The sequence below is a fragment of the Pseudomonas sp. JL2 genome (genome assembly GCF_031570495.1).
In the GTDB taxonomy this organism is placed as follows: Bacteria; Pseudomonadota; Gammaproteobacteria; order Pseudomonadales; family Pseudomonadaceae; genus Aquipseudomonas; species Aquipseudomonas rhizophila.
Genome location: NZ_JAKUDH010000006.1, coordinates 200,328 through 223,873 on the forward strand (window position 1 = coordinate 200,328; position 23,546 = coordinate 223,873).

General features: G+C 58.8%; 25 protein-coding genes and 1 pseudogene. 21 read left to right on the top strand and 5 right to left on the bottom strand.

Annotated features, from left to right (window positions below; translation table 11 throughout):
* Nucleotides 1-2: 2 nt before the first annotated feature.
* The 14 genes from fliF to MKS85_RS11410 all read left to right on the top strand — a co-directional run bounded on the left by fliF (nucleotide 3) and on the right by MKS85_RS11410 (nucleotide 11,859).
* A complete protein-coding gene (gene fliF, locus MKS85_RS11345) occupies nucleotides 3-1,379 on the top strand; it encodes a flagellar basal-body MS-ring/collar protein FliF (protein ID WP_310662850.1) in 1,377 nt (458 codons plus the stop codon).
* A 1-nt stretch (nucleotide 1,380) separates the two neighbouring features.
* On the top strand, nucleotides 1,381-1,833 hold the full coding sequence (locus MKS85_RS11350; protein ID WP_310662851.1) for a hypothetical protein: 453 nt from the start codon (nucleotides 1,381-1,383) through the stop codon (nucleotides 1,831-1,833).
* Nucleotides 1,820-2,548 (top strand): FliH/SctL family protein, encoded by a 729-nt coding sequence (locus MKS85_RS11355; RefSeq protein ID WP_310662852.1) that lies wholly within the window; start codon nucleotides 1,820-1,822, stop codon nucleotides 2,546-2,548. Before MKS85_RS11350 ends, MKS85_RS11355 begins: the two co-directional genes overlap by 14 nt.
* Entirely contained in the window at nucleotides 2,526-3,878 is a 1,353-nt protein-coding gene (locus MKS85_RS11360; protein ID WP_310662853.1) for a FliI/YscN family ATPase, read from the top strand. The genes MKS85_RS11355 and MKS85_RS11360 overlap by 23 nt, the downstream gene beginning before the upstream one ends.
* Nucleotides 3,868-4,329 carry a hypothetical protein gene (locus MKS85_RS11365; protein WP_310662854.1) on the top strand — a complete coding sequence of 154 codons (462 nt, stop codon included), beginning with the start codon at nucleotides 3,868-3,870 and terminating at the stop codon, nucleotides 4,327-4,329. Before MKS85_RS11360 ends, MKS85_RS11365 begins: the two co-directional genes overlap by 11 nt.
* Nucleotides 4,292-5,092: a hypothetical protein gene (locus MKS85_RS11370; RefSeq protein ID WP_310662855.1), complete on the top strand. Its 801-nt coding sequence runs from the start codon at nucleotides 4,292-4,294 to the stop codon at nucleotides 5,090-5,092. The genes MKS85_RS11365 and MKS85_RS11370 overlap by 38 nt, the downstream gene beginning before the upstream one ends.
* Nucleotides 5,082-5,504 carry a flagellar hook assembly protein FlgD gene (locus MKS85_RS11375; RefSeq protein ID WP_013693099.1) on the top strand — a complete coding sequence of 141 codons (423 nt, stop codon included), beginning with the start codon at nucleotides 5,082-5,084 and terminating at the stop codon, nucleotides 5,502-5,504. Before MKS85_RS11370 ends, MKS85_RS11375 begins: the two co-directional genes overlap by 11 nt.
* Nucleotides 5,504-6,682, top strand: a complete 1,179-nt coding sequence (gene flgF, locus MKS85_RS11380) for a flagellar basal-body rod protein FlgF (RefSeq protein WP_310662856.1) — start codon at nucleotides 5,504-5,506, stop codon at nucleotides 6,680-6,682. The genes MKS85_RS11375 and flgF overlap by 1 nt, the downstream gene beginning before the upstream one ends.
* A gap of 3 nt (nucleotides 6,683-6,685) precedes the next feature.
* Nucleotides 6,686-7,423, top strand: a complete 738-nt coding sequence (locus MKS85_RS11385) for a FliM/FliN family flagellar motor switch protein (RefSeq protein ID WP_310662857.1) — start codon at nucleotides 6,686-6,688, stop codon at nucleotides 7,421-7,423.
* 15 nt (nucleotides 7,424-7,438) lie between these two features.
* The gene (locus MKS85_RS11390; protein WP_310662858.1) at nucleotides 7,439-7,744 is read left to right on the top strand and encodes a FliM/FliN family flagellar motor switch protein; all 306 of its coding nucleotides are present in this window, start codon (nucleotides 7,439-7,441) and stop codon (nucleotides 7,742-7,744) included.
* Nucleotides 7,741-8,085, top strand: coding sequence for a hypothetical protein (locus MKS85_RS11395; RefSeq protein ID WP_310662859.1), 345 nt, complete (start codon nucleotides 7,741-7,743; stop codon nucleotides 8,083-8,085). Before MKS85_RS11390 ends, MKS85_RS11395 begins: the two co-directional genes overlap by 4 nt.
* Before the next feature lie 10 nt (nucleotides 8,086-8,095).
* On the top strand, nucleotides 8,096-8,818 hold the full coding sequence (gene fliP, locus MKS85_RS11400; RefSeq protein ID WP_310662860.1) for a flagellar type III secretion system pore protein FliP: 723 nt from the start codon (nucleotides 8,096-8,098) through the stop codon (nucleotides 8,816-8,818).
* 19 nt (nucleotides 8,819-8,837) lie between these two features.
* A complete protein-coding gene (locus tag MKS85_RS11405; RefSeq protein ID WP_310662861.1) occupies nucleotides 8,838-9,551 on the top strand; it encodes a sigma-70 family RNA polymerase sigma factor in 714 nt (237 codons plus the stop codon).
* A 205-nt stretch (nucleotides 9,552-9,756) separates the two neighbouring features.
* Nucleotides 9,757-11,859, top strand: coding sequence for a DUF6311 domain-containing protein (locus MKS85_RS11410; RefSeq protein ID WP_409078009.1), 2,103 nt, complete (start codon nucleotides 9,757-9,759; stop codon nucleotides 11,857-11,859).
* A gap of 435 nt (nucleotides 11,860-12,294) precedes the next feature.
* On the opposite strand, the pseudogene MKS85_RS11415 reads toward MKS85_RS11410, so the two are convergent.
* Nucleotides 12,295-12,550, bottom strand: a pseudogene (locus MKS85_RS11415) (alpha/beta hydrolase); the annotation flags it as partial.
* Nucleotides 12,551-12,638: 88 nt separating this feature from the next.
* Here MKS85_RS11415 and MKS85_RS11420 point away from each other — a divergent pair.
* A complete protein-coding gene (locus tag MKS85_RS11420; RefSeq protein ID WP_047229691.1) occupies nucleotides 12,639-14,078 on the top strand; it encodes an HD domain-containing phosphohydrolase in 1,440 nt (479 codons plus the stop codon).
* Nucleotides 14,079-14,101: 23 nt separating this feature from the next.
* Here the strand turns inward: MKS85_RS11420 and MKS85_RS11425 are convergent, their stop codons facing one another.
* Complete coding sequence (locus tag MKS85_RS11425) at nucleotides 14,102-15,019, bottom strand: LysR family transcriptional regulator (RefSeq protein ID WP_139049715.1); 918 nt, start codon at nucleotides 15,017-15,019, stop codon at nucleotides 14,102-14,104.
* A 106-nt stretch (nucleotides 15,020-15,125) separates the two neighbouring features.
* Between MKS85_RS11425 and MKS85_RS11430 the strand changes: the two genes are divergently transcribed.
* Nucleotides 15,126-15,458, top strand: a complete 333-nt coding sequence (locus MKS85_RS11430; protein WP_139049716.1) for a nuclear transport factor 2 family protein — start codon at nucleotides 15,126-15,128, stop codon at nucleotides 15,456-15,458.
* A complete protein-coding gene (locus tag MKS85_RS11435; RefSeq protein WP_047229688.1) occupies nucleotides 15,452-16,228 on the top strand; it encodes an SDR family oxidoreductase in 777 nt (258 codons plus the stop codon). The genes MKS85_RS11430 and MKS85_RS11435 overlap by 7 nt, the downstream gene beginning before the upstream one ends.
* Nucleotides 16,229-16,309: 81 nt before the next feature.
* Here the strand turns inward: MKS85_RS11435 and MKS85_RS11440 are convergent, their stop codons facing one another.
* Nucleotides 16,310-17,353, bottom strand: coding sequence for a LacI family DNA-binding transcriptional regulator (locus MKS85_RS11440; protein WP_139049717.1), 1,044 nt, complete (start codon nucleotides 17,351-17,353; stop codon nucleotides 16,310-16,312).
* A gap of 162 nt (nucleotides 17,354-17,515) precedes the next feature.
* Between MKS85_RS11440 and MKS85_RS11445 the strand changes: the two genes are divergently transcribed.
* Genes MKS85_RS11445 through MKS85_RS11460 form a run of 4 tightly spaced genes read left to right on the top strand, consistent with a single transcriptional unit; the run spans nucleotide 17,516 to nucleotide 21,080 of the window.
* Nucleotides 17,516-18,604: a fatty acid desaturase family protein gene (locus tag MKS85_RS11445; RefSeq protein WP_139049718.1), complete on the top strand. Its 1,089-nt coding sequence runs from the start codon at nucleotides 17,516-17,518 to the stop codon at nucleotides 18,602-18,604.
* A gap of 36 nt (nucleotides 18,605-18,640) precedes the next feature.
* Complete coding sequence (locus MKS85_RS11450; protein WP_047229685.1) at nucleotides 18,641-18,961, top strand: MocE family 2Fe-2S type ferredoxin; 321 nt, start codon at nucleotides 18,641-18,643, stop codon at nucleotides 18,959-18,961.
* A gap of 18 nt (nucleotides 18,962-18,979) precedes the next feature.
* Nucleotides 18,980-20,212: an FAD-dependent oxidoreductase gene (locus MKS85_RS11455; RefSeq protein ID WP_310662863.1), complete on the top strand. Its 1,233-nt coding sequence runs from the start codon at nucleotides 18,980-18,982 to the stop codon at nucleotides 20,210-20,212.
* A gap of 1 nt (nucleotide 20,213) precedes the next feature.
* Nucleotides 20,214-21,080: a sugar phosphate isomerase/epimerase gene (locus MKS85_RS11460; RefSeq protein WP_139049720.1), complete on the top strand. Its 867-nt coding sequence runs from the start codon at nucleotides 20,214-20,216 to the stop codon at nucleotides 21,078-21,080.
* On the opposite strand, the gene MKS85_RS11465 is transcribed toward MKS85_RS11460, so the two are convergent.
* Together MKS85_RS11465 and MKS85_RS11470 are read right to left on the bottom strand one after the other, a co-directional pair.
* Entirely contained in the window at nucleotides 21,063-22,754 is a 1,692-nt protein-coding gene (locus MKS85_RS11465; protein ID WP_310662864.1) for a thiamine pyrophosphate-binding protein, read from the bottom strand. The genes MKS85_RS11460 and MKS85_RS11465 overlap by 18 nt on opposite strands.
* Before the next feature lie 29 nt (nucleotides 22,755-22,783).
* Nucleotides 22,784-23,536, bottom strand: coding sequence for a hypothetical protein (locus MKS85_RS11470; RefSeq protein WP_310662865.1), 753 nt, complete (start codon nucleotides 23,534-23,536; stop codon nucleotides 22,784-22,786).
* Nucleotides 23,537-23,546: the final 10 nt, after the last annotated feature.

Sequence of the window (23,546 nt, forward strand, 5' to 3'; positions counted from 1 at the left end):
CCATGGAGAATCAACCGGTGTCTTCGTTCCTGGCGGGTCGTACGCGTGTCTTTCTGCTCGGTGCCTTGCTGATTGTCGGCCTGCTGGCCGCGTCGGCGTGGTGGGTGATCCGACCGCAATATGTGGCGTTGTACAGAAACGCCGACGAGGCGTCCCAGGCTCAGATTCTGGCCACATTGAGCCAACGTCACGTGCCCTATCGGATCAATACGCAGCAGGGTGCGATTGAAGTCCTGGCCGATCATGCGGCCTCTGCCCGTATGTATCTGGCTGAGGCGGGGATCCCGACCCGTGGCGGTACGGGGTTCGAGTTGTTCGACAAGGCCGACTACGGCATGTCGGAGTTCAGCCAGAAAATCAATTACCAGCGGGCCATGGAAGGGGAGCTGGCGCGCACGATCATGAGCATGTCCGAAGTGGAATATGCCCGTGTGCACCTGACGTTCAAGAAAACCAGCCTCTACCAGCAGACGGAAGAACCACCCAAGGCGTCGGTGATTGTGCGTCTGCGTTCCGCGGGGACGTTGATGCCACAGCGGGTCAGGGGGATTCAGCAACTGGTGTCGTCGGCGGTGGAGGGCATGACCCTTGAACGTGTTTCGGTGCTCAACGAAGACGGCCAGGTACTCAGTGCCTCCGATGGCGCAGCGGCGGCACCGGAACACCTGCAATTGACGGCCCAGGTCGAGCAGGCGCTCAAGTTGAAGGCCGAGGAGCTGCTGGCGCGTCCGCTCGGCAACCATGGTGTCGATGTGTCTGTGCGAGTGCTGATGAATTTTGACCGGGTCAAATCCATCAGCGAGCAACCGCTGACGAATAAAATGCGTCGTGAAAAGCGTACGGAATCCACTGAGAATTCCAGTGGCGAGTCCACCAGCAAGCGCTCCCAGAACAACCGGGAAATCGATTATGAGGTGGGTAAGGCACGTGCTGAAACCGAACATGCGACAGGCAAGATTGAGCGCATTACCGTTGGCGTAGTGCTCAGCACACCGGTATCGGACGCGCAAATGAAAGATATCCAGGCGTTGCTTGAAGCGGCTTTGGGGTTGGATCTCAAGCGGGGCGATCGCTTGGTGATGGTGTACATCCCCGATATGCCCGTGCCGGATACGCCTAAGGTGGCCGAGCCCTTGGCGCAACCGGTGCCAGTGAGTAACGCTGAGGTACCTGAGCCAGTCAATGCTGATCTATCGTTGCCAGGGACGCGCTGGTTGGGTGTCGGCTTGCTGGCTGCCCTGTCAATCGGTCTGTTGATGCTCTGGGTGAAAGGACGACGCAAGTCTGTTTCCGTGCCCGCCATTGTGCCGCGAATGACATCGGTCGAGCGCGAGCAATTGCTGGTGGACTTGCGCCGCTGGCTGTTGGAGGGGCGCTGACATGGAGTTCTCAGCGCTTCGTAAAGCGGCTATTCGCCTTGCCTGTTCTCATGCCGAAGACCGTGAGTGGATTCTGGCGCGGCTGGAATCCGAGGAGCGTCGCCAGGTCGAGGTGCTGTTGGAGGAGATCAATCTCCTGGGCTTGAACAACGATCCTTCTGTTGTCGCCGGGCTGATGAGCGAGCTGGCGGCAACACCGCCGGCCCCTCGCACGATGCCCGACAACGCGCCGCTCAAGGCCCGGCTTTCGAAAGCGACGCATCCGTTCTGGGGCGCGCTGGTCCTTCAATTGGAAACACCCACTGCACGCCGTGAAGTGTTGGGTAGCCTGGCCAACAGTGCCGAGGTCCGTCGTTGGGATAGCAAATTTGCCAAGCAGGTACTGCCGCCGGCACTGATGAATAGTTTGAAAGCCCGGATGGATGCCCAGGAGGCGGGTGATGAGCGCGCCTAAGCCGCCCCTGTCGTCGACGGTGTTGCGTCAACCTTCCCAGAACCTGGGAACTCGACGTCTGCCAACCCTTGGCGCCGATATCCGAACGAACACCTTGTCCAATGAAACGCTTCAACCGGACGTGAAGCAGACGTTGCGCGATACCTTCGCGCTGGAGCTCGCGGAAATTGAGCGGGAGAGCCGCGAGAAGGGGCTATTGGAAGGCGGCAAACAGGCCCGTGCGCAACTGAGCGAGGCCCTGGCCCATCAGGAGCAGCAGTGGTTGAAGAAGGAAGCTTCCCTGCGTACTGCGCTGGAAACGGAACGACTTCAACTCGCACGTTTGGTTGAAGCCTTGGGGGCGCAACAGAAGCAATTGATGGTGGCCATGGAGCCCTCGCTAGGACGGCTCGCGCTGGCAGTGGTAACACGTCTTTTAGACCTGCATGCCGAAACGCGTCCGTTAATCGCCGACCTGGCGAGGCGGGCCATCGAAGAATATCAACTGGTCGGTCCAATGCGGATTCGTGTTGCCCGTGGGGATTACGAAACGTTGCTTCGGCTGGCACCGGATGACGCGCTATTGGCGTCGTTTCAGGTCGATCCACAGGCCTCCCCCGGTAGCTGCCTGATCGACTTCGGCGGCGGTCAATTGGATGTCGGTGTGCAAACGCAACTGGCCAATGTCGCAGCCGTGTTGATCGAGCGGGAAGATGGCCGTGTGGCAGGGGCTTGAGAGTCGACTGTTGACGCAGCTTACCCAGGCCCGCCTGTGTCGGCGGCTGGGCCGTTTGAGTTCGGTCCAGGGCATGGTGCTGCACGCCACCGGCCTGGATGTCCGGCTGGGAGAGTTGGTAGACATCCACCCAGCTCGCGGTGGCGAGGTCATTGCGGCTGAAGTGGTCGGCTTGCGCAGTGAATCCACCCTGTTGATGCCTTACGGCACGGTGGATGGTTTATGCCTGGCCAGCGAAGTCCATGCCCGTGGAACCCCCTACACGGTTCCCGTGGGGGCCAGTCTGTTGGGGCGTGTTCTGGATGCGACCTGCAACCCCCTGGATGATTTGCCGGCCCCTAAAGGGCTGACGCGAATGCCGCGTTTCGTGGCGCCGATCAATCCTTTGCACCGCTCGCCGATCGACACCACGCTGCTCACGGGGGTGAAGGCCGTCGATGCCTTCACGCCGCTTGGGCGCGGCCAGCGGATTGGCATTTTTGCCGGCAGTGGCGTGGGGAAAAGCACCTTGCTAGGCATGATGAGCAAATATGCAGAAGCCGATGTGATCGTGATTGCCTTGATCGGCGAGCGCGGCCGCGAGGTGGGCGATTTCATTCGCGACAGCCTGGGGCCGGAGGGTTTGAAAAAGGCCGTGGTTATCGCCGCGGCGGCCGAGCAACCGGCGGTTCTGCGGCGCCAGGCAGCCTACACGGCGACGACGATTGCCGAATGGTTCCGGGCCCAGGGCAGGCATGTGCTGCTGATCATGGACTCGATCACCCGTTTTGCCCTGGCCCAGCGTGAAATTGGTCTTTCAACGGGCGAGCCCATGGGGAGTCGAGGCTATACGCCTTCAGTATTTGCCTTGCTACCGCCGCTGATGGAGCGTGCTGGTGCGTTGAACGGGCAAGGTTCCATTACCGGGGTCTATACCGTACTGGTCGAGGGCGACGATATGAATGAGCCCGTGGCTGACCATATGCGGGCCATTCTTGACGGGCATATTGTCTTGAGTCGCAGTGTGGCGGCCCGTGGACATTGGCCGGCCATCGATGTACTGCACAGCATCAGCCGATTGTCGGGTGCTCTGCACACCCAAGAGCGCAAAGCCCAAGTCGAGCGCCTGCGCTCAGCGCTTGGCAATTATCAGAACAGCGTGGACCTGATCGAGCTGGGCGCCTATGAAAAGGGCTCGCAGCCGTTGCTGGACACCATGATCGACTTGAAACCCGAGTTCGATGCGTTGTTGCAGCAAACCCCTCAGGAACATTTCTCTGCCTCAAGCACCTGGCAAACGGTTCATCAGTTGTTCCAGCGGCTGGGCAAGGGGGTGAGCGATGCAAGATGAGTGGCGCAAGTCGCGGCAACTGAATGCGGCCTCTCGTTTGCGTGCCATGCAGCGGGAAAGAGCGGAGCTCGTTTACAACCACAGTCGCCATGAGCTGGCCCAAGCCGAGCATCGACTGAGTGCGGAGCAGCTTCGCTACGACAACCTCCAGGCGAACCATGACGCGTTGGGGCGTATTGGCGTCATGCTCGATCCCTCCCAGCACGAACAGCGCTTACTGGCGCAGACAGCCGCTTTTCAGCGGCTTGCAGCGGCGCATCAGCCCGTCATCGAGGCACGAAGCCTGGCGCATGCGGCCATGTCACAGCTGCTCAAGTGCAAGGTGAACGAAGACCTGATCGACAAGGCCAAGGATCGACTGCAGGTGCTGCTGGATAAAGCGGTGCGCGAATACGAAGCCATCGACATTTTTGATGCACAGCAAGCGCAGGGGATGGGAAATGGCCGTTAAAGTAGGGGCATCGTTGTGGACCATGGCGGCGGATCAGCAACGTCCTCCCGCTCGTGAAACGCAGGCAAAGGACTTCGAGCGCAAAATAGGCCTGCATGATCAATCACCGACTTCAAACGAAAGCGCAGGTCAGCAGCGCAACCCGCAGGTGATGTCGGAGCAACGACTCGCACACTCCGCCATGGCTGAAGCGGATCTGGCGCGGGTCATGCAGTTGCGTTCCGGCGGTGCGTCAGCGTCCATGACTGCCGAGGCGCTTGAACTGTATGCGCTGGGTGCACACGCCGGGCATCACCTGTCTTATCTGCCCGATGTATTCCTGGCGGAGCCGGGTGTGCACAGCGTCGCTTCAATCGGTGCTGAGCAAGTCTATTCAGCCCCTTCCAGCGCCTTGTCGACGACTTCGGCAATGTTCTCCATGCCCGGTGCTGTCTCGACAAAAGGCCCCGATAGACCTTGGAGCGAGCCCGTAACCATTGAGCAGCAGGGCGCTGAGGATTCCACTAGTCACCCGCTGTTGAGCTATTTGAACGGGAAATGGTCGGATCGGCATTTTCAGTTCCTGCCACGGGGCCAAGGCATCGAGTTGTTGGTGCGAGACTACCGGCTCACCGCGCAAGAACGCGATGAGTTGATAGACGAGCTTTCTCGTCGGGCTTCATCGATGCCTGAGCGGCCGCAGCAGATCTGGCTCAATGGTCAGCAGGTCTGGCGCGCATCGCCTCTTTCGAACGATTACAAAGGTGAACACGATGGCCGTTGAAGCGATCGGCAATGAGCTGAGTTCCACCACCTCGGAGTTGGCCCAGAGCCGTCTGGGGCAGGAAGACTTTATCAAGCTGTTTTTGACCGAGCTGACATTTCAAGACCCGTTGGAGCCGATCAACAATCGCGAGTTCCTGGCGCAGATGGCGCAGTTCGCCAACCTTGAGCAGACCCGTATCACCAATGAAAACACCGATAACTTGGTGTCCATGAATGCCACTTCACAGTCCCTGGGCCTGCTGGGGCGCCAAGTTGAAGTCAGCATCACCACGGGTGGAACGGCGATTGGCTCGGTGACGGCGATTGCGTTTTCATCGACGGGGCCGGTGCTGTCTGTCAAACGAACCGACGGTACGGTCCTCACTGACGTGCGACTGTCACAAATCAAACTGGTCAGGCAGGGGGCGTGATGCTGCAAGCTTTCTTTAATGGAATGAGTGGCCTGTTTTCCTTCGCCAAGGGCTTGGATAACGTCTCCAACAACGTATCGAACATGAACACGCCCGGCTACAGAGGCAGCGATACTTTTTATCGCGCCGTCAACGGGCAGGATGGCCAGAGCTTCGGTTCAGGCATTGCCGGCACCCAAGTCCGTATCAAGCCGGGTGAGAACCGCCAGACCGGAAATAACACCAACGTGGCGATCAACGGCGCCGGTTATTTCGTTCTGCGCGATGAACAGGGCGCGTTGTCATACACCCGCGCCGGGCAATTCGAGGTGGATAAGGACGGTTATCTGGTCGATACCATCAGCCAGCAACGCATCGCGGGTATCGACTCGTCCGGGAATCTGCGCGATCTCAATATCCAGGGACAACGTACCTTGCCGCCGCTGGCGACCACCCGAGTCGAGATGGTGGGGGCCTTGGCTCGTACCGGTACTACGGAGGCGACCCATCAGATCAACGCCATCCAGGTGTTCGACTCGACCGGTGCGAGCCATACCCTGAGCGTGAAATTCGAGCCGAAAACGACACCCGCCAATAGCTGGAACGTTACGGTTTCCGACGCGAGCGGCGCTCAGTTGCAAACCGGCACCATTGCTTTTGGCATAGACGGCAGCCCTTCTGCTGGTTTCAACACGTTGTCGGTTCCATTGGCGGTGAATGGCAAGGTTCAGAGCATTGTGCTGGATTTCGGAACACCGGGTAGTTTTAACCTGGCCTCCCAGGTCGCCAGTGGACCAAGCCATACGCTGGGTGCACGAGTAGTCGACGGTAGCGCGGTTGCCGGTCTGAACTCTTTCGCATTCGATGAGAAGGGCATTCTTAAATTCACCTACGCCAACGGCGAGAAACGTGATGGAAGCCAGTTGGCGCTGGCTGACTTCGCGGATGAAAGTGCATTGATCGCGGGCGCCAATTCGCTCTACCACGCGCCTTCTTCCATGAAGGCCGAGTTTGGCCGAGCGGGGGAGAAGCAGTTTGGGCGTATCCAGGGCGGTTACCTGGAGTTGTCCAACGTCGATCTGGCCCAGGAATTCGGAGACATTCTGATCATTCAGCGTGGGTATCAGGCCAGCTCCAGGGTAATGACGGTCTCCAATGAAATGCTGGAACAGCTGTACAACGGAACGAGAGGGGGCTGAACAATGAGGATGCTGGGATTTGTCGGCACGACTCGTCTGCGTATGGCCTGTGAGCGATTACCGGCCGTGGCCAGGCACTGGTATGAGCAGTGGTGCATGCCGGATGCACGCCACACCTTCGAAGTGAGCTGTTCGACCCTGGACGATTCAAGTGAGTGGGCATCGGCACAGGGTTGGCAGAGTGCCAATTCGGCCAATGGCTCAATCAGCCTGGCGGGTGATGGGGCTTCGATAATCTTCGGTCCTTTCATGCATGACATGCCTGGAGATGAGACCGCCAGGCATCTGGTAAGCGAAGCACAATTGGCGCTGATCAATGATGTGCTTGAGGTGCTCGGGCAAAGCGGCGTCTCCCAATTAACTGCCGAGTCATCCCGGCCATCCTCGGGCTTACTCAGGGCTCAGGTATTGCTGCAACTGCGCGTCGGTCAATCGGCGCTGCATCTGTCGCTGGATGCGGCATTGTTCAATGCTGCGCTTGCGAAGCCCGTTGCTCGCAGGCCGTTGATCGAGCGTAAGCACGCACTGGGTAACGCTCGGGTGAAGTTGTCGGTGCGTCTCCCCTTGGCAAGCCTCTCCATCGGTGAGATGCGAGACCTGCGTCCTGGGGACACCTTGCGGGCCAGTGCATTGCTGGCCGATCCGGTCTCGCTACAGCTGGCCGAAGGCCCTGTGATCGCGAGTGGCTACTTGGCTAAGCAGCAAGGCCAAGTCGCCGTGCAGTTGATTTCCCATGAATGAATCAGGAGTGTTGGTGTGACGGCAACAGTAGATGCAATTGAGCTGGAAGAGGCCCGGGTGGCGGTCAATGACGGGCAGTCACCGCTGATCAAGCGGGACATGAATTTGATCAAGCATGTGGTCGTGGAATTGGTGGTGCAGCTCGGTCATGCCTCCATGAGCGTGGATGAGTTGTTCGCGCTGAAGGCTGGCGACGTGGTCAAGCTGTTGGAGCAGGTCCATGAGACGGCGTCGCTGTGCCTGGACGGTAAACCGGTTGCGCGAGGCAATCTGGTAGCGGTCGATGACAACTTCGGCATTCAGTTGACGGAAATACTGTGACGTCTGAAACCGTAGCTCAACCGCTTGGATTAGCGTTACGGCAGGACGATCCGCTGTCGTTCATGTTGATGATCAAAGTGATGCTGATCACGGCTGTTTTATTGGCGGTGGTCTACGGCGTGATGCGTTGGTATGCGCGACGTCACGCCGGTGCCGACAGCCCCTTGGCTGGCCCGACCGAGTTGCAATGTGTACGCGCCTTGCGCTTGTCAACCAAGACCAAGGTGTATCTGCTCAAGACTGAAACGTCGCAGGTGCTGGTCACTGAGTCTTCGAACGGAGCAACCGTGACCCTCTTGCCTGAACAATCCTCATCCTCTGTGCTGGATGTTCGCTCTTGAAGAATTCGATATGACTCGCCGCTTGCTGTTCCTGATGCTCAACTGCTTTGCTCCCCTCGCGGTAGCGGCGGATGACTTCTCTGAATGGGGAAGTTTGCACATCAATCAGATTCAGTCGCCGGTCAGCGTTGTGGCTTTGCTGACGGCGCTGTCGTTCCTGCCGTTTTTGGTCATTTCCCTGACCACGTTCACTCGCAATATCGTGGTGTTGTCCCTGACCAGGCAGGCGTTGGGGCTGCAACAGACGCCGCCGAATATTGTGTTGATCGTACTGTCGATGTTCTTGACGTTATTCGCCATGGCTCCAACCTTGGAAAAGGCCTATGACGCCGGCATCAAGCCATTCCTGTCGAACAAAGTAGGGCTTGACGGTGCCGCGTTGCAAGGTTGGGTGCCGATCCGCGATTTCATGATCAGGCAGACTCATGAAGAGGACTTGCGACTGATTTATGAGTTGGCCAAGGATCCGCTGCCGCAAACGCCGGAAGGGCTGTCCCCGGTAAAGCTGGTGCCGGCGTTCATGTTGAGCGAGTTGAAACTGGCTTTTCAAATCGGCTTTATGATCTTCTTGCCATTCTTGATCATCGATCTGGTGGTGGCGTCAATTCTGATGTCATTGGGGATGATCATGGTGCCCCCCATCACGATTTCGTTGCCATTGAAAATCATGCTGTTTCTGTTGATCGACGGTTGGGGCCTGATTGCCCAGACGTTGATGCGCAATCTCGGCTAGGGCAAAGGTGCAGCCTTCCATGGTGACGGATGAGCCCAACAACGAAGGCGATGACGAGCAAGCGTTGTGGCGCAATTGGCTGGACAGTAGGACAGAGGCGGCCCGGAGCCGGTTGTTCTTTTTTTACGGCCAATGGCTTCGAATGATTGTCGGGCTTTTGTATTCTCGCTACCCACATCCATTGGCTGAGTGGGGGGACTACGTGAACCTGGCCTCGATTGGCCTTTTGCAGGCCATTGACCGGTTTAATCCAGGATTGAGTACGCGTTTCCAGTCCTATGCCGAACCTTACATGAAAGGTAACGTCCTCAAGGGTTTGTCCTGTTATGTAAGTGATCGACGTCGCTATTACCGGGAACGGCTGGAGAGTATTTCCGGCCTGCAGGAGGAGGGGCGAGCGGAGTCCGATCTGGAGCAGGTGGCGAACGTCGCTATTGGCTTGGCGTTCGGGTTGTTCTTGGAGTCCGGGATCGTTGATCCAGAGCCTAAGGACAATAACCCGCTAAGCCTCTACGAAGTTGAGCGTGAGAGCGACACGCTGGAGGCGTGCGTGAAGCTTCTTTCGGCGAATGAACGGCAAGTCATCCAAGGTCACTATCACCAGCATTTGAGCTTTACCGAAATCAGCGAACTCATGGGCATCTCGAAGTCACGCGTTTCACAATTGCACGCCCAGGCGTTGAAAAATATTCGGATAAGCCATGCAAGATTAATGGCTGGAGGTAGCTGGTAGCATCGGTGGGGTGAGGTAGGGGTTCCAAGCGAAGGGGCAAGACCGTGGCAGTTGCCGTTGGATCGGCGAACTGTAAAAAAACACTATAAAAAGAGTAAAACAATTGACTCACCAGCACAGTACGCAAACCAGGCGCACATGGATGCCACGACCACTTGCAAACCGCAACCTGAGCGCTGTGTTGTATCGCATCGTAGGCGAGGCAATGAAGCCGTTAGGCCAGGGCAGGGGCTTGAACCTTCTGCCTTTGCTGATTGGCGCATTGGCTTTTTTCATGGTCATCGGGCCGCGTGCGTTGGACCCGCAAAATATCGCCTGGTTGGGAAATGGCGATCCGGCCACTCATTATTTGGGCTGGTTGTTCTTCAGACAATCGCCGTGGTCGTTTCCTATCGGTCTGAATCCATCCTACGGGCTAGAACTTAGCAACAGCATCGTTTTTTCGGACTCCAATCCGCTTCTGGCCTTTGTATTCAAACCCTTCGCGTCGTTGCTTCCTGAGCCTTTTCAATATTTTGGTCTCTGGCTGCTGGCGTGCTTCATGCTTCAGGCGTGGTTTGCCTGGAAGTTGGTGGGATTGATTACGCCCAATACTGCTGTCCGAGCCATCGGCGCGGCGCTGTTCCTCTTTGTGCCTCCCATGATCCTGCGCATGACCGTACACCTGTCTTTGGGCGGGCATTTTTTGATCCTGGCGGCGCTGTACCTGAACCTGCATCCAGCCTTACGCAGAAGACGTGCGGCCTGGGGGGCGTTGTTGGCGGCGGCTGCGTTGATCCATGCCTACTTGCTGGCAATGATTGCACTTATCTGGCTGGCCGACCTTGCCGCCAAATACTTTAAACGCCGAGTGTCCCTTGGTGCTGCGGTCGTCGAGTTGGGTTTGCTGTTTTCCCTGGTCACCCTCTGTTGCTGGCAGGCCGGTTATTTCACCGTCGAGCGCGCAGGCGTTACTTCTGATGGATTCGGTCTTTACCGGGCAAACGTCCTGACGCTGTTCAACCCTCAGGATTGGTCGTATGCGTTGAAAAATCTTCCAGGCGCGCTGGGGGACGGTGACGGTTTCGCTTTCCTGGGGACAGGCCTGATTATTTTATCGATCTGTGCCTTTGCAGGATGGTTGCGTGGTAACACGGGGCTTGGTTCGGCGCTGTATAAACGGCCGATGCTGGGGTTGGCGCTCATCGGCCTGGCCATTTTTTCGTTCTCGAACCATGTCGCAATCGGCTCGTTCGAGTTTGGCTATTCCTTGCCCCCACAAGTGATTTCTATCGCGAACATTTTCCGTGCTTCCGGGCGAATGGTCTGGCCGATTTACTACATTGTGATTTTTGCGATTATCTTCCTGATCGTTCGTGCCCATACGTCAAGAATTGCTGCGTATCTATTGGGGATGGCGCTCTTGATACAAGTTTTCGACACGCACAGTGGCTGGTCGGACGTTAGAAAAACATTCATGGTCAAGCCCGCATCCGAATGGGCAATACCTTTTGTCGATCCATTTTGGAAAAGCGCTGCATCTCATTACCAGAAAGTTCGTTGGGTCGTGCCGCAAAATCTATCCCCACATTGGCTTTCTGTTTCTGCCTTTGCAGGTCTCCATCATTTACCAACGGACGCCGTTTACCTTGGGCGCGTGAGTATGAAGCAATGGCGACAGGCTGACGAAAAAACAACCCTGGCTTTAGCCTCGGGAAAGTACGAACCGGATTCGCTGTACTTGATGGACAACCGGGCTATGTTGCGTGCGTTGGGTACCGTCGATACCTCCGCTGATCTTTTCGTCAGAATCGATGGCTTTACCGTGCTTGCGCCTGGCTGGAAGCAGTGCAGCGAATGCCCGCAGTTGACAAATGAACAGGCGCCGACAGCCGCCCCACTTGAGCTTGGGCATACCGTGCGATTCGATCAACGCGATTCAGGTACTGCGTATTTGGCAAAGGGGTGGGCTGAGGCGGGACAATGGGGCACCTGGACCGAGGGAACCGATGCGGAAATAGTATTGCGAGCGACAACCCTCGTACATTCCATTCGCTTGGAAGCCTCAGCCTTTCTTGTGCCGGGGCATGCACAGCAGAAAGTCACTGTTCTTATCAATGGCTTACTGGCATCGGCCCATACGCTTGAGAAGTCAGAAGGCAACGTCCTCGAAATACCCGTTACGCCCTCAATGCAACAACGCATCGCCGATCAAGGCTTCTTGAGGATGCAATTGCAATTTGCAGACGCGATAAGCCCGCAGCAGCTCGGCTTGGGCGATGATGCCCGAGTACTTGCGATTGGCTTGAAGACGATGACTGTCAACTAACTGCGGGTGGATGGCGCAGGGGGACCAAACATACGGTATTGCCCAAAAGGCGACGTTTCCCGCTCTAACTCACAAAAAAAGCCACTCAGATGAGTGGCTTTTTTGTGCTTGAGAATTGCCTCCATTCATATCGACAGATTGCTTTCGGCCCATTTCTGCCACTGAGTTTGGGCTGTATCAGTATTCTCATGAATTACCGTGCAGCGCTGTGGCCGCAGCCGTCACACCCTGCGCAGTGAGGATAATATCTGCCGCGCGTTCGCCGATGACCACGCACGGCGCCATTGTGTTGCCCACGCTAATTTGCGGCATGATCGGTGCCAGTAAGTCACGGCCGAGCGGCGGATAAACTGCTCCATAACGCGATGTTCTTTCGGGCCGGGCACAACTTCGCGTTTGACCAGCCCGGTGAAGGCTTCGCTGTTACCGAGCGTCCTGCTGGTTGTTCAAGGCGCGGCGCGTCGCGGCAACATCGTCGGCAAGCGAGGTGAGCGGGTTTTGCACAACCGTAACGGCCACTCCCTTGGGCTTGGAGCAGTGGCACCACTTTGGCCCAATCGGAGCCGTCGGCGAACGTGCCGTGTACGATCACCACGGAGGGCGTTGTATCCTGCGCGTGACTGGCGCTTGCGGTGAAGGTACCGGCCAGGGCAAAAGCGACGGTAGCGATTTTCGATTTGATTGTTTTCATTGGATGAGCTCCTGTTCGGGAGTTCAAATTCCGCTGACCGGCCTGCGATGTGGGCCTCGGTCAATTAGCCGACCCCGGGACATTTTTCATGGATAGTGAGTTGCAACTGGACATCTCCCTGGGTGGGGCACTGGCGACGATCGCCCAGGTCGGTGACCTCAGCATGGGACAACCTCTCGGTCATTCCCGGCGCGTTGCCGCACTGGCGCGGATGCTTGCGCAGGCCCAACACGGCGACGGTGAGCACCTGAGGGTAGCGGAACAGGTTGCCTTGCTGCGCTGGTCGGGTTGCACCGCCAATGCCGAAGGCTTTGCGGATCTGCTGGGCGACGACGTCGATGGCCGCCGCGCGATGCTCGATTTGACGCTGGGCAATGAGCAAATGAACGCGGTGCATCAGGCAACCCCGCTTGCCGTCGTGCACTGTGAGGTGTCTGGAGCCATCGCCAAAACCCTCCAGCTCGGTGCCGCCGTCGAGGCGGGCTTGTGTCGCGTGTTCGAAACCTACGACGGCACTGGCCGGCCGCTGGGCCTGACCCATGAGCACATTCCGGAGGTCGCCTATCAGGTAGTACTTGCAGGCGATCTGGATATTCTCAGTCGTGCACACGGCCTGGATGCGGCGCTACGCTGGATCAGAGAACAGTCGGATCGGCGCTATCCAGCGTCGCTGGTATCGTTGCTTCTGGACAACGCAAAGGACTGGCTGGCGGATCTGGAAACGCTGTGGAAAACCGTTGACCACGGGCATGAGCAGCGTTGCGTCTCACTGACGTTGGTGGGAGACATAATCGACTTGAAGCTGCCGTGGTTGGCAGGGCATTCGCGGCAGGTCGCGCATGTCGCCGTGGAAGCTGCACGCCTGTGGGGGCTGCGTGAACCGACTTTGACAGACATTGGCAAGTCCGCGCTCATCTACGGTCTCGGCCGGGCAGCTGTTTCGAACCACCTGTGGAATACCGCAGGAACGCTGCCATACAGCGCTGCGGAGCGGGTGCGCCTTGTCCCTTACTGGACGCAACAGGCGCTTAGACCTATCACTGAACTGGCTGTGCCCGCAGAGATTGCAGCCCATGCCTATGAACGGCTCAACGGCAGTGGCTATTTTCGAGGCGTGGCGGGTGATGCGCTGAGTGCCGAGCATCGCCTGTTCGCCACATCGGTAGCCTGGGTCGCGCTAAGGGAAGCCAGGCCATGGCGATCGGCTTACGGCGAAGCGGATGCAGCCAGGCTGCTCAAACAGGATGCTGGCAATGGCTTGTTCGACAACGATGTTTGCGAAGCAGTCATTGCCGCCGCAGGTGGCGAGCGGCGGATGCGGCAACCGAAGGCTTCGTTACTCACGTCTCGCGAGTGCCGCATCCTGCTGGAGATCAGCCGTGGCGCCAGCAACAAGGAGGTGGCGCGGCTGCTGGACATCAGTCCGAGCACGGTTCGCACGCATATGGAAAGCATCTTTCGCAAACTGGAATGCTCGACCCGGGCAGCCGCTACCTTGAAGGGGCTGACACTGGGGTTGATTGCCTGAGCCAGGTCAAGGTCAAGCCTGAATCAGGCGAGCCCGTCCAGTTTGGCTTGACTGGCGCGTGCCAGGTCGATGAATGCCTTGGCTGCCGCGCTGGGGTTGCGGCGGTTCGGGTAGTACAGGCACAGCTTGTCTCTGGGCGGTGTCCAGTCTTCGAGAGTCCGCACGAACTGTCCGGTGCGGATTTCGTTGTGAACGTCCTGCTCCATGAAAAAACCGAGCCCCATGCCTTCCTGCACCGCCACCTTGACCACGCTGGATTCATCCAGCGTAAGCGGCCCGTTCACATCGAGGCGAGTCACTTCCCCGTCCCGCTCGAAATGCCACGGGAAAATCGCTCCATTCGGTAGTCGAACGCGGATGCAGCGATGCTGGAGCAGCTCGGATGGCGTTCGCGGTTTACCGTGTTTTTCGAAGTACGCCGGCGAACCGACCACCGCGTACCGTTGCGGAGGGCCGAGCGGGACGACAATCACGTCGTTCGGAACGAGGCTTGCTGAGCGCACGCCGAAATCGAAGCCGTCAGCCACGATATCCACCAGACGGCCTTCGGTGACGAGGTCGATGTGTACTTGCGGATGATGCTGCAAGAACTCCATCACCAGTGGCAGGAGCGCCGATCGGGCAGCGCTGGCGAACGCATTGATACGCAGCGTGCCTGAGGGCCCGGCGTTATGCGATCGCACTGCATCGAGTGCAGCACGCAGATCCTGCAAGGCTGGCCCCACCTGCTCCAGAAATATCTTGCCGGCTTCGGTGATGGCCACGCTACGGGTCGTGCGATTGAACAGCCGCGATTCGAGGCGGGTTTCCAGTTGCGCGATGGTGTTGCTCAGCGCGGTGGTGGAGACGTCGAGATCGATAGCGGCTTGCCGAAACGAGCCCCTGCGTGCGACCGCTATAACAGCGTCCAGCTCACTGAGGCCTAAACGATCTTGTGGCATGGATTGTCCTGAATTTCGGGATTGGTCATAAAGGTTTGTCCCAGTTGAACAAACTATCCGTCAGGCAGCAAGATTGCTCCAGGACATTCATCCAGGAGATCGGCAAATGACCCTTCAGCTTCCCGACGTCGTGCAGACGTACTTTGCAATCAGCAATGGTGGCGATACAGCGCAACTTGCGAGCTGCTTCCGCTCTGACGCCACGGTTTGCGATGAAAGAAAAACGTACGAAGGAACGGCTGCCATCGAAGCCTGGCAACAGGAGGCACGCATAGCCTTCATCTATCAGGTCCAACCACTGCAAGCCCTGCAAGGGCAGGGCGAGCTGACTGTCATTGCGCGCCTTGTTGGGAATTTCCCCGGTAGCCCGGTTCAACTGAGTTACCTCTTCACACTGGAAGACGGTCTAATCCGTTCCCTGGAGATCACGCCATGCTGAATCTAGGTTTGACTGGCAAGCGGGTCCTCGTCACCGGTGGCACCAAAGGCATCGGCAAGGCTGTCGTCGAGTTGTTACTGGCCGAGGGTGCGAAGGTCATTACCTCGGCCAGGCAGGTGGACGTGGAAATGCCGGGCGCTCTTCTGATTGCGGCTGATCTTTCGACCCGGGAAGGTTGTGATGTACTGATCGCCGCGATCCAACAGCGGCTGGGTGGCGTGGACATCATGATCCACGTCCTGGGTGGTTCGTCGGCACCCGGCGGCGGTTTCGCTGCGCTGGATGAGGAACAGTGGCAACGAGAGCTCAGCTTGAACCTGTTGCCGGCGGTGCGCCTCGATCGCGCTTTGCTCCCGGGGATGCTGGAGCGCAGGGAAGGGGTCGTCATCCACGTCACCTCCATCCAGAGTCGGCTGCCACTGCCGGAGGCTACAACAGCTTACGCGGCGGCCAAGGCCGCGCTTTCGACGTACAGCAAAAGTTTATCGAAAGAGGTTTCGCCCAGAGGCGTCCGCGTGGTTCGGGTTTCGCCGGGCTGGGTTGAAACCGAAGCGTCGGTCGCATTGGCCGAGCGACTCGCGCAGGAGGCAGGTACTGACTACCAAGGTGGCAAAGAGATCATCATGAAAGCACTTGGGGGTATCCCGCTCGGCCGCCCATCGACGCCTTGCGAAGTTGCTGACCTGATCGGTTTCCTGGCATCGCCGCGAGCGGCATCTATCACGGGAAGTGAGTTTGTGATCGACGGCGGAACAGTACCAACGGTTTAGCCCGGAGGTAGATCCGACAGGCATAAGCAGGAAGGCCGTGCCATCAAAGACCGAGCAGGTTGTACCGCCAGCCCATCAGCTTTAGGTATTTTCCGATGTCACAATCTGCAGCGGAATATGCACCCGGTGACGCACAGGATCGAACTGCTGCGCAGTCTGCAATTCCACCAACAGATTCACCAGCGCCGTTGCGGTCTGGCGCGGCTGAGAGTCGATCACCACGTCGACCAAACCCTGAGCCAGGGCTTGGCGTGACAGCTCGGTGGACTCCTGCAAAATGCAGCACAGCGTCGGGCGCTTGGGCAGTTGCGCCAACGCGTTGATGATCCCGTCGCCACCGCCGCCTACCACGCATAACCCGCGCAAATCGCTATGCCGAACCAGCAGGTCGAGGGTTGCTTCCTCGGTGATGTCGCAGTTATCCAGATTGATCAGCGGCTCCAGCGGGCGCAACCCAGGTGCGTGTTCGGCCAAGTAACTGTGCAAGCCTTCGACCCGCTCCTGGTGGCCAAGAAAGCGATGGCCACCGAGCAGAATGCCGATGCTGCCTTTGCGCGCACCACAGGTGCGGGCCAGCAGCCACCCCATCGTGCGCCCGACTACTTGATTGTCCTGGCCGACATAGGGCTCGGTCGCCGCCTCATGAATGCCCGACAGCAGTGCCACCACGGGCACTCCGGCCCCGCGAATCTGGGCAAGGGCGGCGTTGATCAGCGGGTGGGCGAAGCTGACCACCGCCAGGCCGTCGCATTGCACTGCCAACTGTTCGATCTGGGCAATGATGGCGCTGGGGGTGCGATCAAAAACGTATTCGAATTGGCAGGTCAGGTTGGCTCCGGCCTGGCGCTGCGCGGCCTCGGTGATGGCTTGGGCCAGGTTGGCGTAGAACGCCTGGGCGGTGCCCAGCAGCAGGATGCCGAAACGGTACGTGGGGCGACGTTCGAGAATGCGTTGGCCGATCAGCCGCGCGGCAAAATAACCCACGGCTTCGGCGGCCTGAAGCACCTGTTCGGCAGTGGCTGGATTAACCGGGGCGCGAGCGTTGAGCACGCGGTCGACGGTGGCGACACTTAAGCCTGCGTGTTCGGCGACCGTGGCGATGGTGGGGCGTTTATTGTTATTCATGATGAACCTTCAAAGCGTCTTGATAGAAAACTATCAAGCCCCGCACGAGCTGGATGATAGCTTGATAGGGAATGTATTCAAGCCCTTGAGGGGGTCTTCCACGCTCTCTATATTTTCTTACGCAAAGCACCTGACATCTCACGCTTGCGGAGAACAATAACAATGTCTCAAGACAACACCGCCTCTACTCGGGACTATCGCCTGACCGGCCCTGAAGCCGCACGCGCGGCTGAAAAAGGCCTTGTATCGGCCAGTTGGTACCAGTCGCCCATCTCCCGTCAACGCATGAAGCAACTGATGCAGCGCCGCGACGGTCCGGCCTTGCTCGACACCGCCATCTGGCTGTTGGCCCTGCTGACCACCGGCTTCGGCGGCTACTGGTTCTGGGGCACTTGGGCTTGTGTGCCGTTTTTTCTAGCGTATGGCGTTCTGTACGCCACCGCCTCCAACCCGCGCTGGCATGAAACCGGCCACGGCACAGCTTTCAAGACTCGCTGGATGAATGATGCGCTCTACCAGGTGGCGAGCTTCATGTGCATGTTCGAGCCCCATGTGTGGCGCTGGAGCCATGCCCGGCACCATACCGACACCATCGTCGTCGGCCGCGATCCGGAAATCGTCGAACCGCGTCCACCGAGCTTGTTCATGATGCTGCTGAGCCTGTTCCAGATCCCGTTGCTGCTGAAGACGATGGGGGGCGTGTGCCGGCACGCGGTTGGCAAAATGGATGCCCAGGAACAGACGTTCATTCCTGAGTCCGAATGGCCCAAGGTGTTCCTGGCGGCCCGTATCTGGCTCGTGATTTACGCCGTTATCTTTGGCGCGGCGCTTTACCTGCACAGCTGGTTACCACTGATGTATATCGGCCTGCCCATCCTGTATGGCGGCTGGTTGTCCTACCTGTTTGGCCTCACCCAACATGTAGGCCTGGCGGAAGACGTGCTGGACCACCGCAGCAACTGCCGCACCATCTATATGAACCGGGTACTGCGCTTTCTGTACATGAACATGAATTATCACCTTGAGCACCACATGTACCCGATGGTGCCGTACCACGCCCTGGCGCAACTCCATGAAGAGATCCGCCACGACTGCCCGCCGCCTTACGCCAACATAGGTGAGGCCTTCAAGGAAATCATTCCGACCCTCTTGAAGCAGCGCAAGGACCCGACGTATTTCGTGCGCCGCCCCGTCGGTAGCTCAAGGCCTGCCACCGAAGCTCATCCAAAGGCTGAAGCCACCCTGGGCTGACACCTTCCGGCTGTACCCCGAACAAGAGAAAACGCCATGAACGATCAATGGATCGATGTATGCGCCGTGGGCGAAATCAATGAAGAAGACGTCATTCGCTTCGACCACGGTCCGCATACCTATGCCATCTACCGCTCTGCTGACAACGAGTTTTTTGCCACCGCTGGCCTGTGTACTCACGAGTCGATCCACCTGGCTGACGGCCTGGTGATGGACCACGTCATCGAGTGCCCCAAGCACAACGGGCGCTTTGACTATCGCACCGGCAAAGCCTTGGGGGCGCCAGTGTGCGTCAACCTCAAGACCTTTCCGGTACGGGTCGACGCGGGGCGGGTTCTGCTCGCCATTTCGGCTTGACCGCCAGGAGTGCACGCCATGAATGCTCCACTGATTATCGTCGGCGCCGGCCATGCCGGTGGCCGCGCGGCGCTGACCTTGCGCGAGCAGGGTTATACCGGTCGGCTGATCCTGATCGGCGATGAACTCCATTTGCCGTACGAGCGTCCTCCGCTGTCCAAGGGCTTGCTGCAGGGCACGATGGACCTGGACGATTGCCGCCTGTGGAGGGATAGCCGGCTCACTGAACTGAACATCGAACACCTGGCGGGCAACCCGGTAAAAAGCCTGGATCCGCAGCACCACCGCCTGCAATTGACCGACGGATGTTGGTTGCCCTACAGCCGATTACTGTTGGCGACCGGGGGCAGAGCGCGTCGCTTGTCCCTGGTGCCTGAACCACTGGCCAACGTGCTTTACCTGCGCACCCATGACGAAGCCCTGGCCCTGCGCAGCGCATTGATCCCCGGCACGCGCCTGGTGATCATCGGCGGGGGCTTTATCGGCCTTGAGGTCGCGGCAACGGCCCGAACCTTAGGCTGTCAGGTGACGTTGCTGGAAGCCGGGCCACGACTGGCCGGGCGAGTATTGCCTGAAGCTGTGTCCCAGGCCTTGTTGGAATTGCATCGGCAACAGGGCGTAGACGTGCGGCTGAACGTAGCGCTTGAAAGGGTACAAGGCATCGAACGCGCTGAGGCGGTGCAACTGGTGGACGGCCAGGTGCTGCCCTGTGACTGGGTGGTAGTCGGTATCGGCATGCAACCCAACATTGAATTGGCCGCGGCGGCGGGGCTGGAAGTGGGCCAGGGGATTCGAGTCGATGCCCAGTTGCGCACCAGCGCGCCAGACATCTTTGCTGCCGGCGATGTGTGTGAGTTTCGCCTGCACGCCGATGCGTTATTCCAGCGCCAGGAAACCTGGCGCAATGCCGAGACCCAGGGCCGTCACGCGGCATTGAATCTGTTGGGCGGCGAGCTGCCGTTCGAGGGTGTTCCCGGCTTCTGGTCTGATCAGTACGACTGGGGCTTACAGACGGTGGGCGTGATCCCACCGACGCCACCTTCGGCTGTTCGCACCTTGGCAGGCGGTGGTCTGCTGCTGTTCTACCTGGACACCGAGCAACGTTTGCAAGGCGCCTGCGGCTGGGGGCAGGGCAACAGCGTTGCCAAGGACATCAAGTTGTGTGAACGGCTGATTGCCAACCTGACTCCACTCTCTGTGGACGCATTGGCCGACGCCGATGTCTCGCTCAAACATCTGCTAAGGCCCTGACATGCGTGAGTTCCTGGTATTTCAGTCCCTGTGGGCCATGCAAGATCACCGGGGTCAATGCGATCTTTGCCTGGAGGCGCAGGTGGAGAAGATTGCCGCTGCTGGCTTCGATGGGGTCACCGACCATTTCTGGGTCGCGCCACAGGCCGAACGTCTGCATGCCGCTGCCAAGGCGCAAGGCCTGCAAATCGAAGGTCAGCTGTTTCCCCGCACCGTGAGTGACTTGGCGCAAGCGCTTGAGGTGGCCTCCCGCTACGGCTGCCACCACCTCACGCTGCAAGCCGACGTCCGGCCGCGCACGCTGGCACAGGCGATCACTCTGATCGAAGGCTGGCAGCGTCTGGCCGAGCAGGTGGACTTTCCGATCCTGCTGGAAACCCACCGCTATCGTCTCACCAGTGACCTGTTGTTCACCCTCGACTTGCTCGCGCAGATGCCCGACCTCAAGTTGTTGGCTGACTTGTCCCATTACGTTGTGGGCCGCGAATTGCCTGAGCCGGCCGCGGTCGAAGACGACGAACAGATTCACACCATCCTACGACACAGTTGGGGTTTTCACGGGCGAGTCGCTAATAGTGAGCAGGTCCAGGTGCCCTTGACCTTTGCCCAGCATCGCCCCTGGTTGGACCGGTTTCTGGGCTGGTGGCGCTACGGAATCAAGGATTGGCTCGCGCGACCGAACACTCCTGCGAGCCTGTCCTTCACCTGTGAACTTGGCCCGCCACCCTATGCGATCACAGGGAGTGATGGGCGCGACATAACGGATCGCTGGGGCGAGGCGCTGCTGCTGAAGGAACTGATGCGGGGTGTTTGGGGTGAGTGTCAGCAGGGACAAGGTGCGCCCATTCCTTCAGGGCATGATCGGTAGTTCAATGAGATTCGGGCAGCCTGAGCGAATACCTTCTTCGACAGCTCCTGCAATATCGCTGGCGCGCTCGATCCTGCGGGAAGGGATCCCCATGGAAGAGGCGAGGGCCAGGAAATCGATCGCCGGGTCGCAGAGGTCCATGCCGATGAACTGGTGAGTGCTTGCACTCAGATAGTGCGCCTGGCTACGAGCGTAACTCTTCAAAATATTGTATTCGCCGTTGTTCATGACAACGAACGTGATCGGCAGCCGTTCATGCGCCGCCGTCCAGAGTGCTTGCGGTGAGTACATTGCCGAGCCATCACCGACCAGACAGACTACCGGGCTGCGGTCCAGGCCAAGCGACGTACCGACAGCCGCCGGCATGCCCCAGCCCAGGATCGCGCTGCGGGTAAAAAGATACTGGCGGGCCGAATGGGAGTCCAGGCAGGCACGGACGTGAGGAATCGTGACAGGTGCTTCGTCGACGATCCAGACGTCCGGCCCGATTGCCCGGATAGCCTCGTGGGCAGCCACGAAAGGCGTTGTCACCGGCGTGTTGAATTCGCGACTGACGCGAGCGACGACGTCGGCACGACGTGTATCGCGTTCTTGGCCTGCGACGTTTCGCAGCGTTGCGATTGCCTCGCTGTGTGGGACCAATTTCTTGTCCAATATCGGCAACAGCGTTTGCAAGGAGAGTCTTAAATCTCCGATCAGCCCTAGCGCTGTCTCGTGGACTCTGCCTAATTGGTGTCCATCGCCGGTCAATTGGATAAGGCGACAGTGAGAGGGAATAGCGGGGCCCTGGGAATATTGATAGCTGATCAACGAATGGCCGCCGAGCAGGAAGACTGCGTCGAAGTCAGAGAACGTCTCTCTGATATCGGAAGCCTTCGCAGGCAGCGTTCCCCGCCACTGCGGATGAGCCGTCGGAAACGGAATATGCCCGGGCCAGGATGGCCCGTAGACCGGCGCGCCGAGTGCTTCGGCGAGCTTCACGGCTTCAACTTCCGAGCTCGACTGGAACACTTCCTCTCCAACGATAATCGCCAGACAACCGGGGGTAATTGCCGCTAAGGCAGCGGCCAATTCCTCAATCGCCCCGGTCACGGCACCGCGCTCGATTCGCGATGGCGGGCCGGCCGTTACATCCGTGTGTTGCTCCATCACGTTTATCGGCAGGGAAAGGAAAACCGGGCCGGCCGGCCCCGTGCGACAGTCCTGAAACGCACGACGCAGCAGCATCGGGATGTGTTCGGGATGATGAATTTCTTCCGCCCATTTGACGCTCGGTCGGGCGAGAGCGACGAGGTCTCCGTGGAGCAGCGGGTCGGTCACGCCATGTCGCGTGTCTTGTTGGCCCGCCGTGACGACAAGCGGCGTATTCGCCATCTTCGCGTTGAGAATTGCGCCCATTGCATTGCCGAGTCCACCGGCCGTATGGAGGTTGACGAAGCCGGGGCGACCGGATGCCTGCGCATAACCGTCGGCCATCGCTACGACTGAGGCCTCTTGGAGTCCGAGGATGTATTGGATGTCTGAGGCGCCTGAGAGGGCGTCGAGCAAAGGCAGTTCGGTTGTCCCCGGATTGCCGAAGACGTAACGTACCCCCTCGCTGCGAAGCACTTCTACGAACAGGTCCGCGCCGCGTTGCCCGCGGCTGTTGAAAAAAACATTGGATCCTGAAGGCATGGCGCAGAACCTCATCTGATCTGGAAGCTTTAATTTAGCTGGTTTGCTGTGGCGACGGTTAGCTGGCTCCGGACCGAACCGTTACCCGTGGCCTTCAAAATCGCATTGCACAAGGCCCGGGCGACAGGTGCGTAACTGGTCTGGCTGGGCTGGCCGGCTTCGGGAGCCCCGGTGGGATTGATCAGGTGCACCGCGATCTGTCCTGGCAGCCATGAGACGAGTGGCCAACGGGTGCGATAGGCAGGTTTAGGTCGGGTATCTCCGAGGGTCGGCTCAAAATCGCAGGATGTCACGAACGCTATCCCTATCAGGCAAGCGCCTTCGAGCTGCGAGCGCACGCGACCAGGATTTTTCAAGAAACCCAAGTCCGCGACAACGACCGCTTCATGAATGATCAAGCGGCCTTCGTCGCTCACTTCGATATCGAGAACGACCGCCATGCAGGTCTGCGCGTCATAGTGGGCAGCGATGCCTTGCGCCCGACCATGTCTTGGGGGCTTGCCCCAATGAGCTTTCTTTGCCGCTTCGGTGATGACGCTCTGCATTCGATGGCCGTCGACGCTTGATGAGTGCCGAGTGCCATCGTTCACCGTCGATGCCGGATCAATCAGCGAAAGCAGATAGTCCCTGTGATCCAGCTTGCAGGTTCGCACCTGCGCGGCCATGAATCGCTGTTCGGCGAACAGGCGGAGCAACAGGCCTTTTCTGTCCAGATTGCTGTCGAGCGTCGATTGCCAAGTAAATGGATCAAGAGCACTAGCGTGCGCATCAGGATGGCTCATTGCGTTTCTC

Bases quoted from the DNA above. Each gene is read 5' to 3' on its own strand.
- MKS85_RS11425 (WP_139049715.1), bottom strand. From the start codon at position 15,019: ATGCCACAAGATCGTTTAGGCCTCAGTGAGCTGGACGCTGTTATAGCG.
- flgF (WP_310662856.1), top strand. From the start codon at position 5,504: ATGCTGCAAGCTTTCTTTAATGGAATGAGTGGCCTGTTTTCCTTCGCC.
- MKS85_RS11350 (WP_310662851.1), top strand. From the start codon at position 1,381: ATGGAGTTCTCAGCGCTTCGTAAAGCGGCTATTCGCCTTGCCTGTTCT.
- MKS85_RS11370 (WP_310662855.1), top strand. From the start codon at position 4,292: ATGCACAGCAAGCGCAGGGGATGGGAAATGGCCGTTAAAGTAGGGGCA.
- MKS85_RS11385 (WP_310662857.1), top strand. From the start codon at position 6,686: ATGAGGATGCTGGGATTTGTCGGCACGACTCGTCTGCGTATGGCCTGT.
- MKS85_RS11460 (WP_139049720.1), top strand. From the start codon at position 20,214: ATGCGTGAGTTCCTGGTATTTCAGTCCCTGTGGGCCATGCAAGATCAC.
- fliF (WP_310662850.1), top strand. From the start codon at position 3: ATGGAGAATCAACCGGTGTCTTCGTTCCTGGCGGGTCGTACGCGTGTC.
- MKS85_RS11360 (WP_310662853.1), top strand. From the start codon at position 2,526: ATGGCCGTGTGGCAGGGGCTTGAGAGTCGACTGTTGACGCAGCTTACC.
- MKS85_RS11375 (WP_013693099.1), top strand. From the start codon at position 5,082: ATGGCCGTTGAAGCGATCGGCAATGAGCTGAGTTCCACCACCTCGGAG.
- MKS85_RS11465 (WP_310662864.1), bottom strand. From the start codon at position 22,754: ATGCCTTCAGGATCCAATGTTTTTTTCAACAGCCGCGGGCAACGCGGC.
- MKS85_RS11420 (WP_047229691.1), top strand. From the start codon at position 12,639: ATGGATAGTGAGTTGCAACTGGACATCTCCCTGGGTGGGGCACTGGCG.
- MKS85_RS11440 (WP_139049717.1), bottom strand. From the start codon at position 17,353: ATGAATAACAATAAACGCCCCACCATCGCCACGGTCGCCGAACACGCA.
- MKS85_RS11450 (WP_047229685.1), top strand. From the start codon at position 18,641: ATGAACGATCAATGGATCGATGTATGCGCCGTGGGCGAAATCAATGAA.
- fliP (WP_310662860.1), top strand. From the start codon at position 8,096: ATGACTCGCCGCTTGCTGTTCCTGATGCTCAACTGCTTTGCTCCCCTC.
- MKS85_RS11410 (WP_409078009.1), top strand. From the start codon at position 9,757: ATGAAGCCGTTAGGCCAGGGCAGGGGCTTGAACCTTCTGCCTTTGCTG.
- MKS85_RS11455 (WP_310662863.1), top strand. From the start codon at position 18,980: ATGAATGCTCCACTGATTATCGTCGGCGCCGGCCATGCCGGTGGCCGC.
- MKS85_RS11405 (WP_310662861.1), top strand. From the start codon at position 8,838: ATGGTGACGGATGAGCCCAACAACGAAGGCGATGACGAGCAAGCGTTG.
- MKS85_RS11365 (WP_310662854.1), top strand. From the start codon at position 3,868: ATGCAAGATGAGTGGCGCAAGTCGCGGCAACTGAATGCGGCCTCTCGT.
- MKS85_RS11470 (WP_310662865.1), bottom strand. From the start codon at position 23,536: ATGAGCCATCCTGATGCGCACGCTAGTGCTCTTGATCCATTTACTTGG.
- MKS85_RS11445 (WP_139049718.1), top strand. From the start codon at position 17,516: ATGTCTCAAGACAACACCGCCTCTACTCGGGACTATCGCCTGACCGGC.
- MKS85_RS11435 (WP_047229688.1), top strand. From the start codon at position 15,452: ATGCTGAATCTAGGTTTGACTGGCAAGCGGGTCCTCGTCACCGGTGGC.
- MKS85_RS11430 (WP_139049716.1), top strand. From the start codon at position 15,126: ATGACCCTTCAGCTTCCCGACGTCGTGCAGACGTACTTTGCAATCAGC.
- MKS85_RS11355 (WP_310662852.1), top strand. From the start codon at position 1,820: ATGAGCGCGCCTAAGCCGCCCCTGTCGTCGACGGTGTTGCGTCAACCT.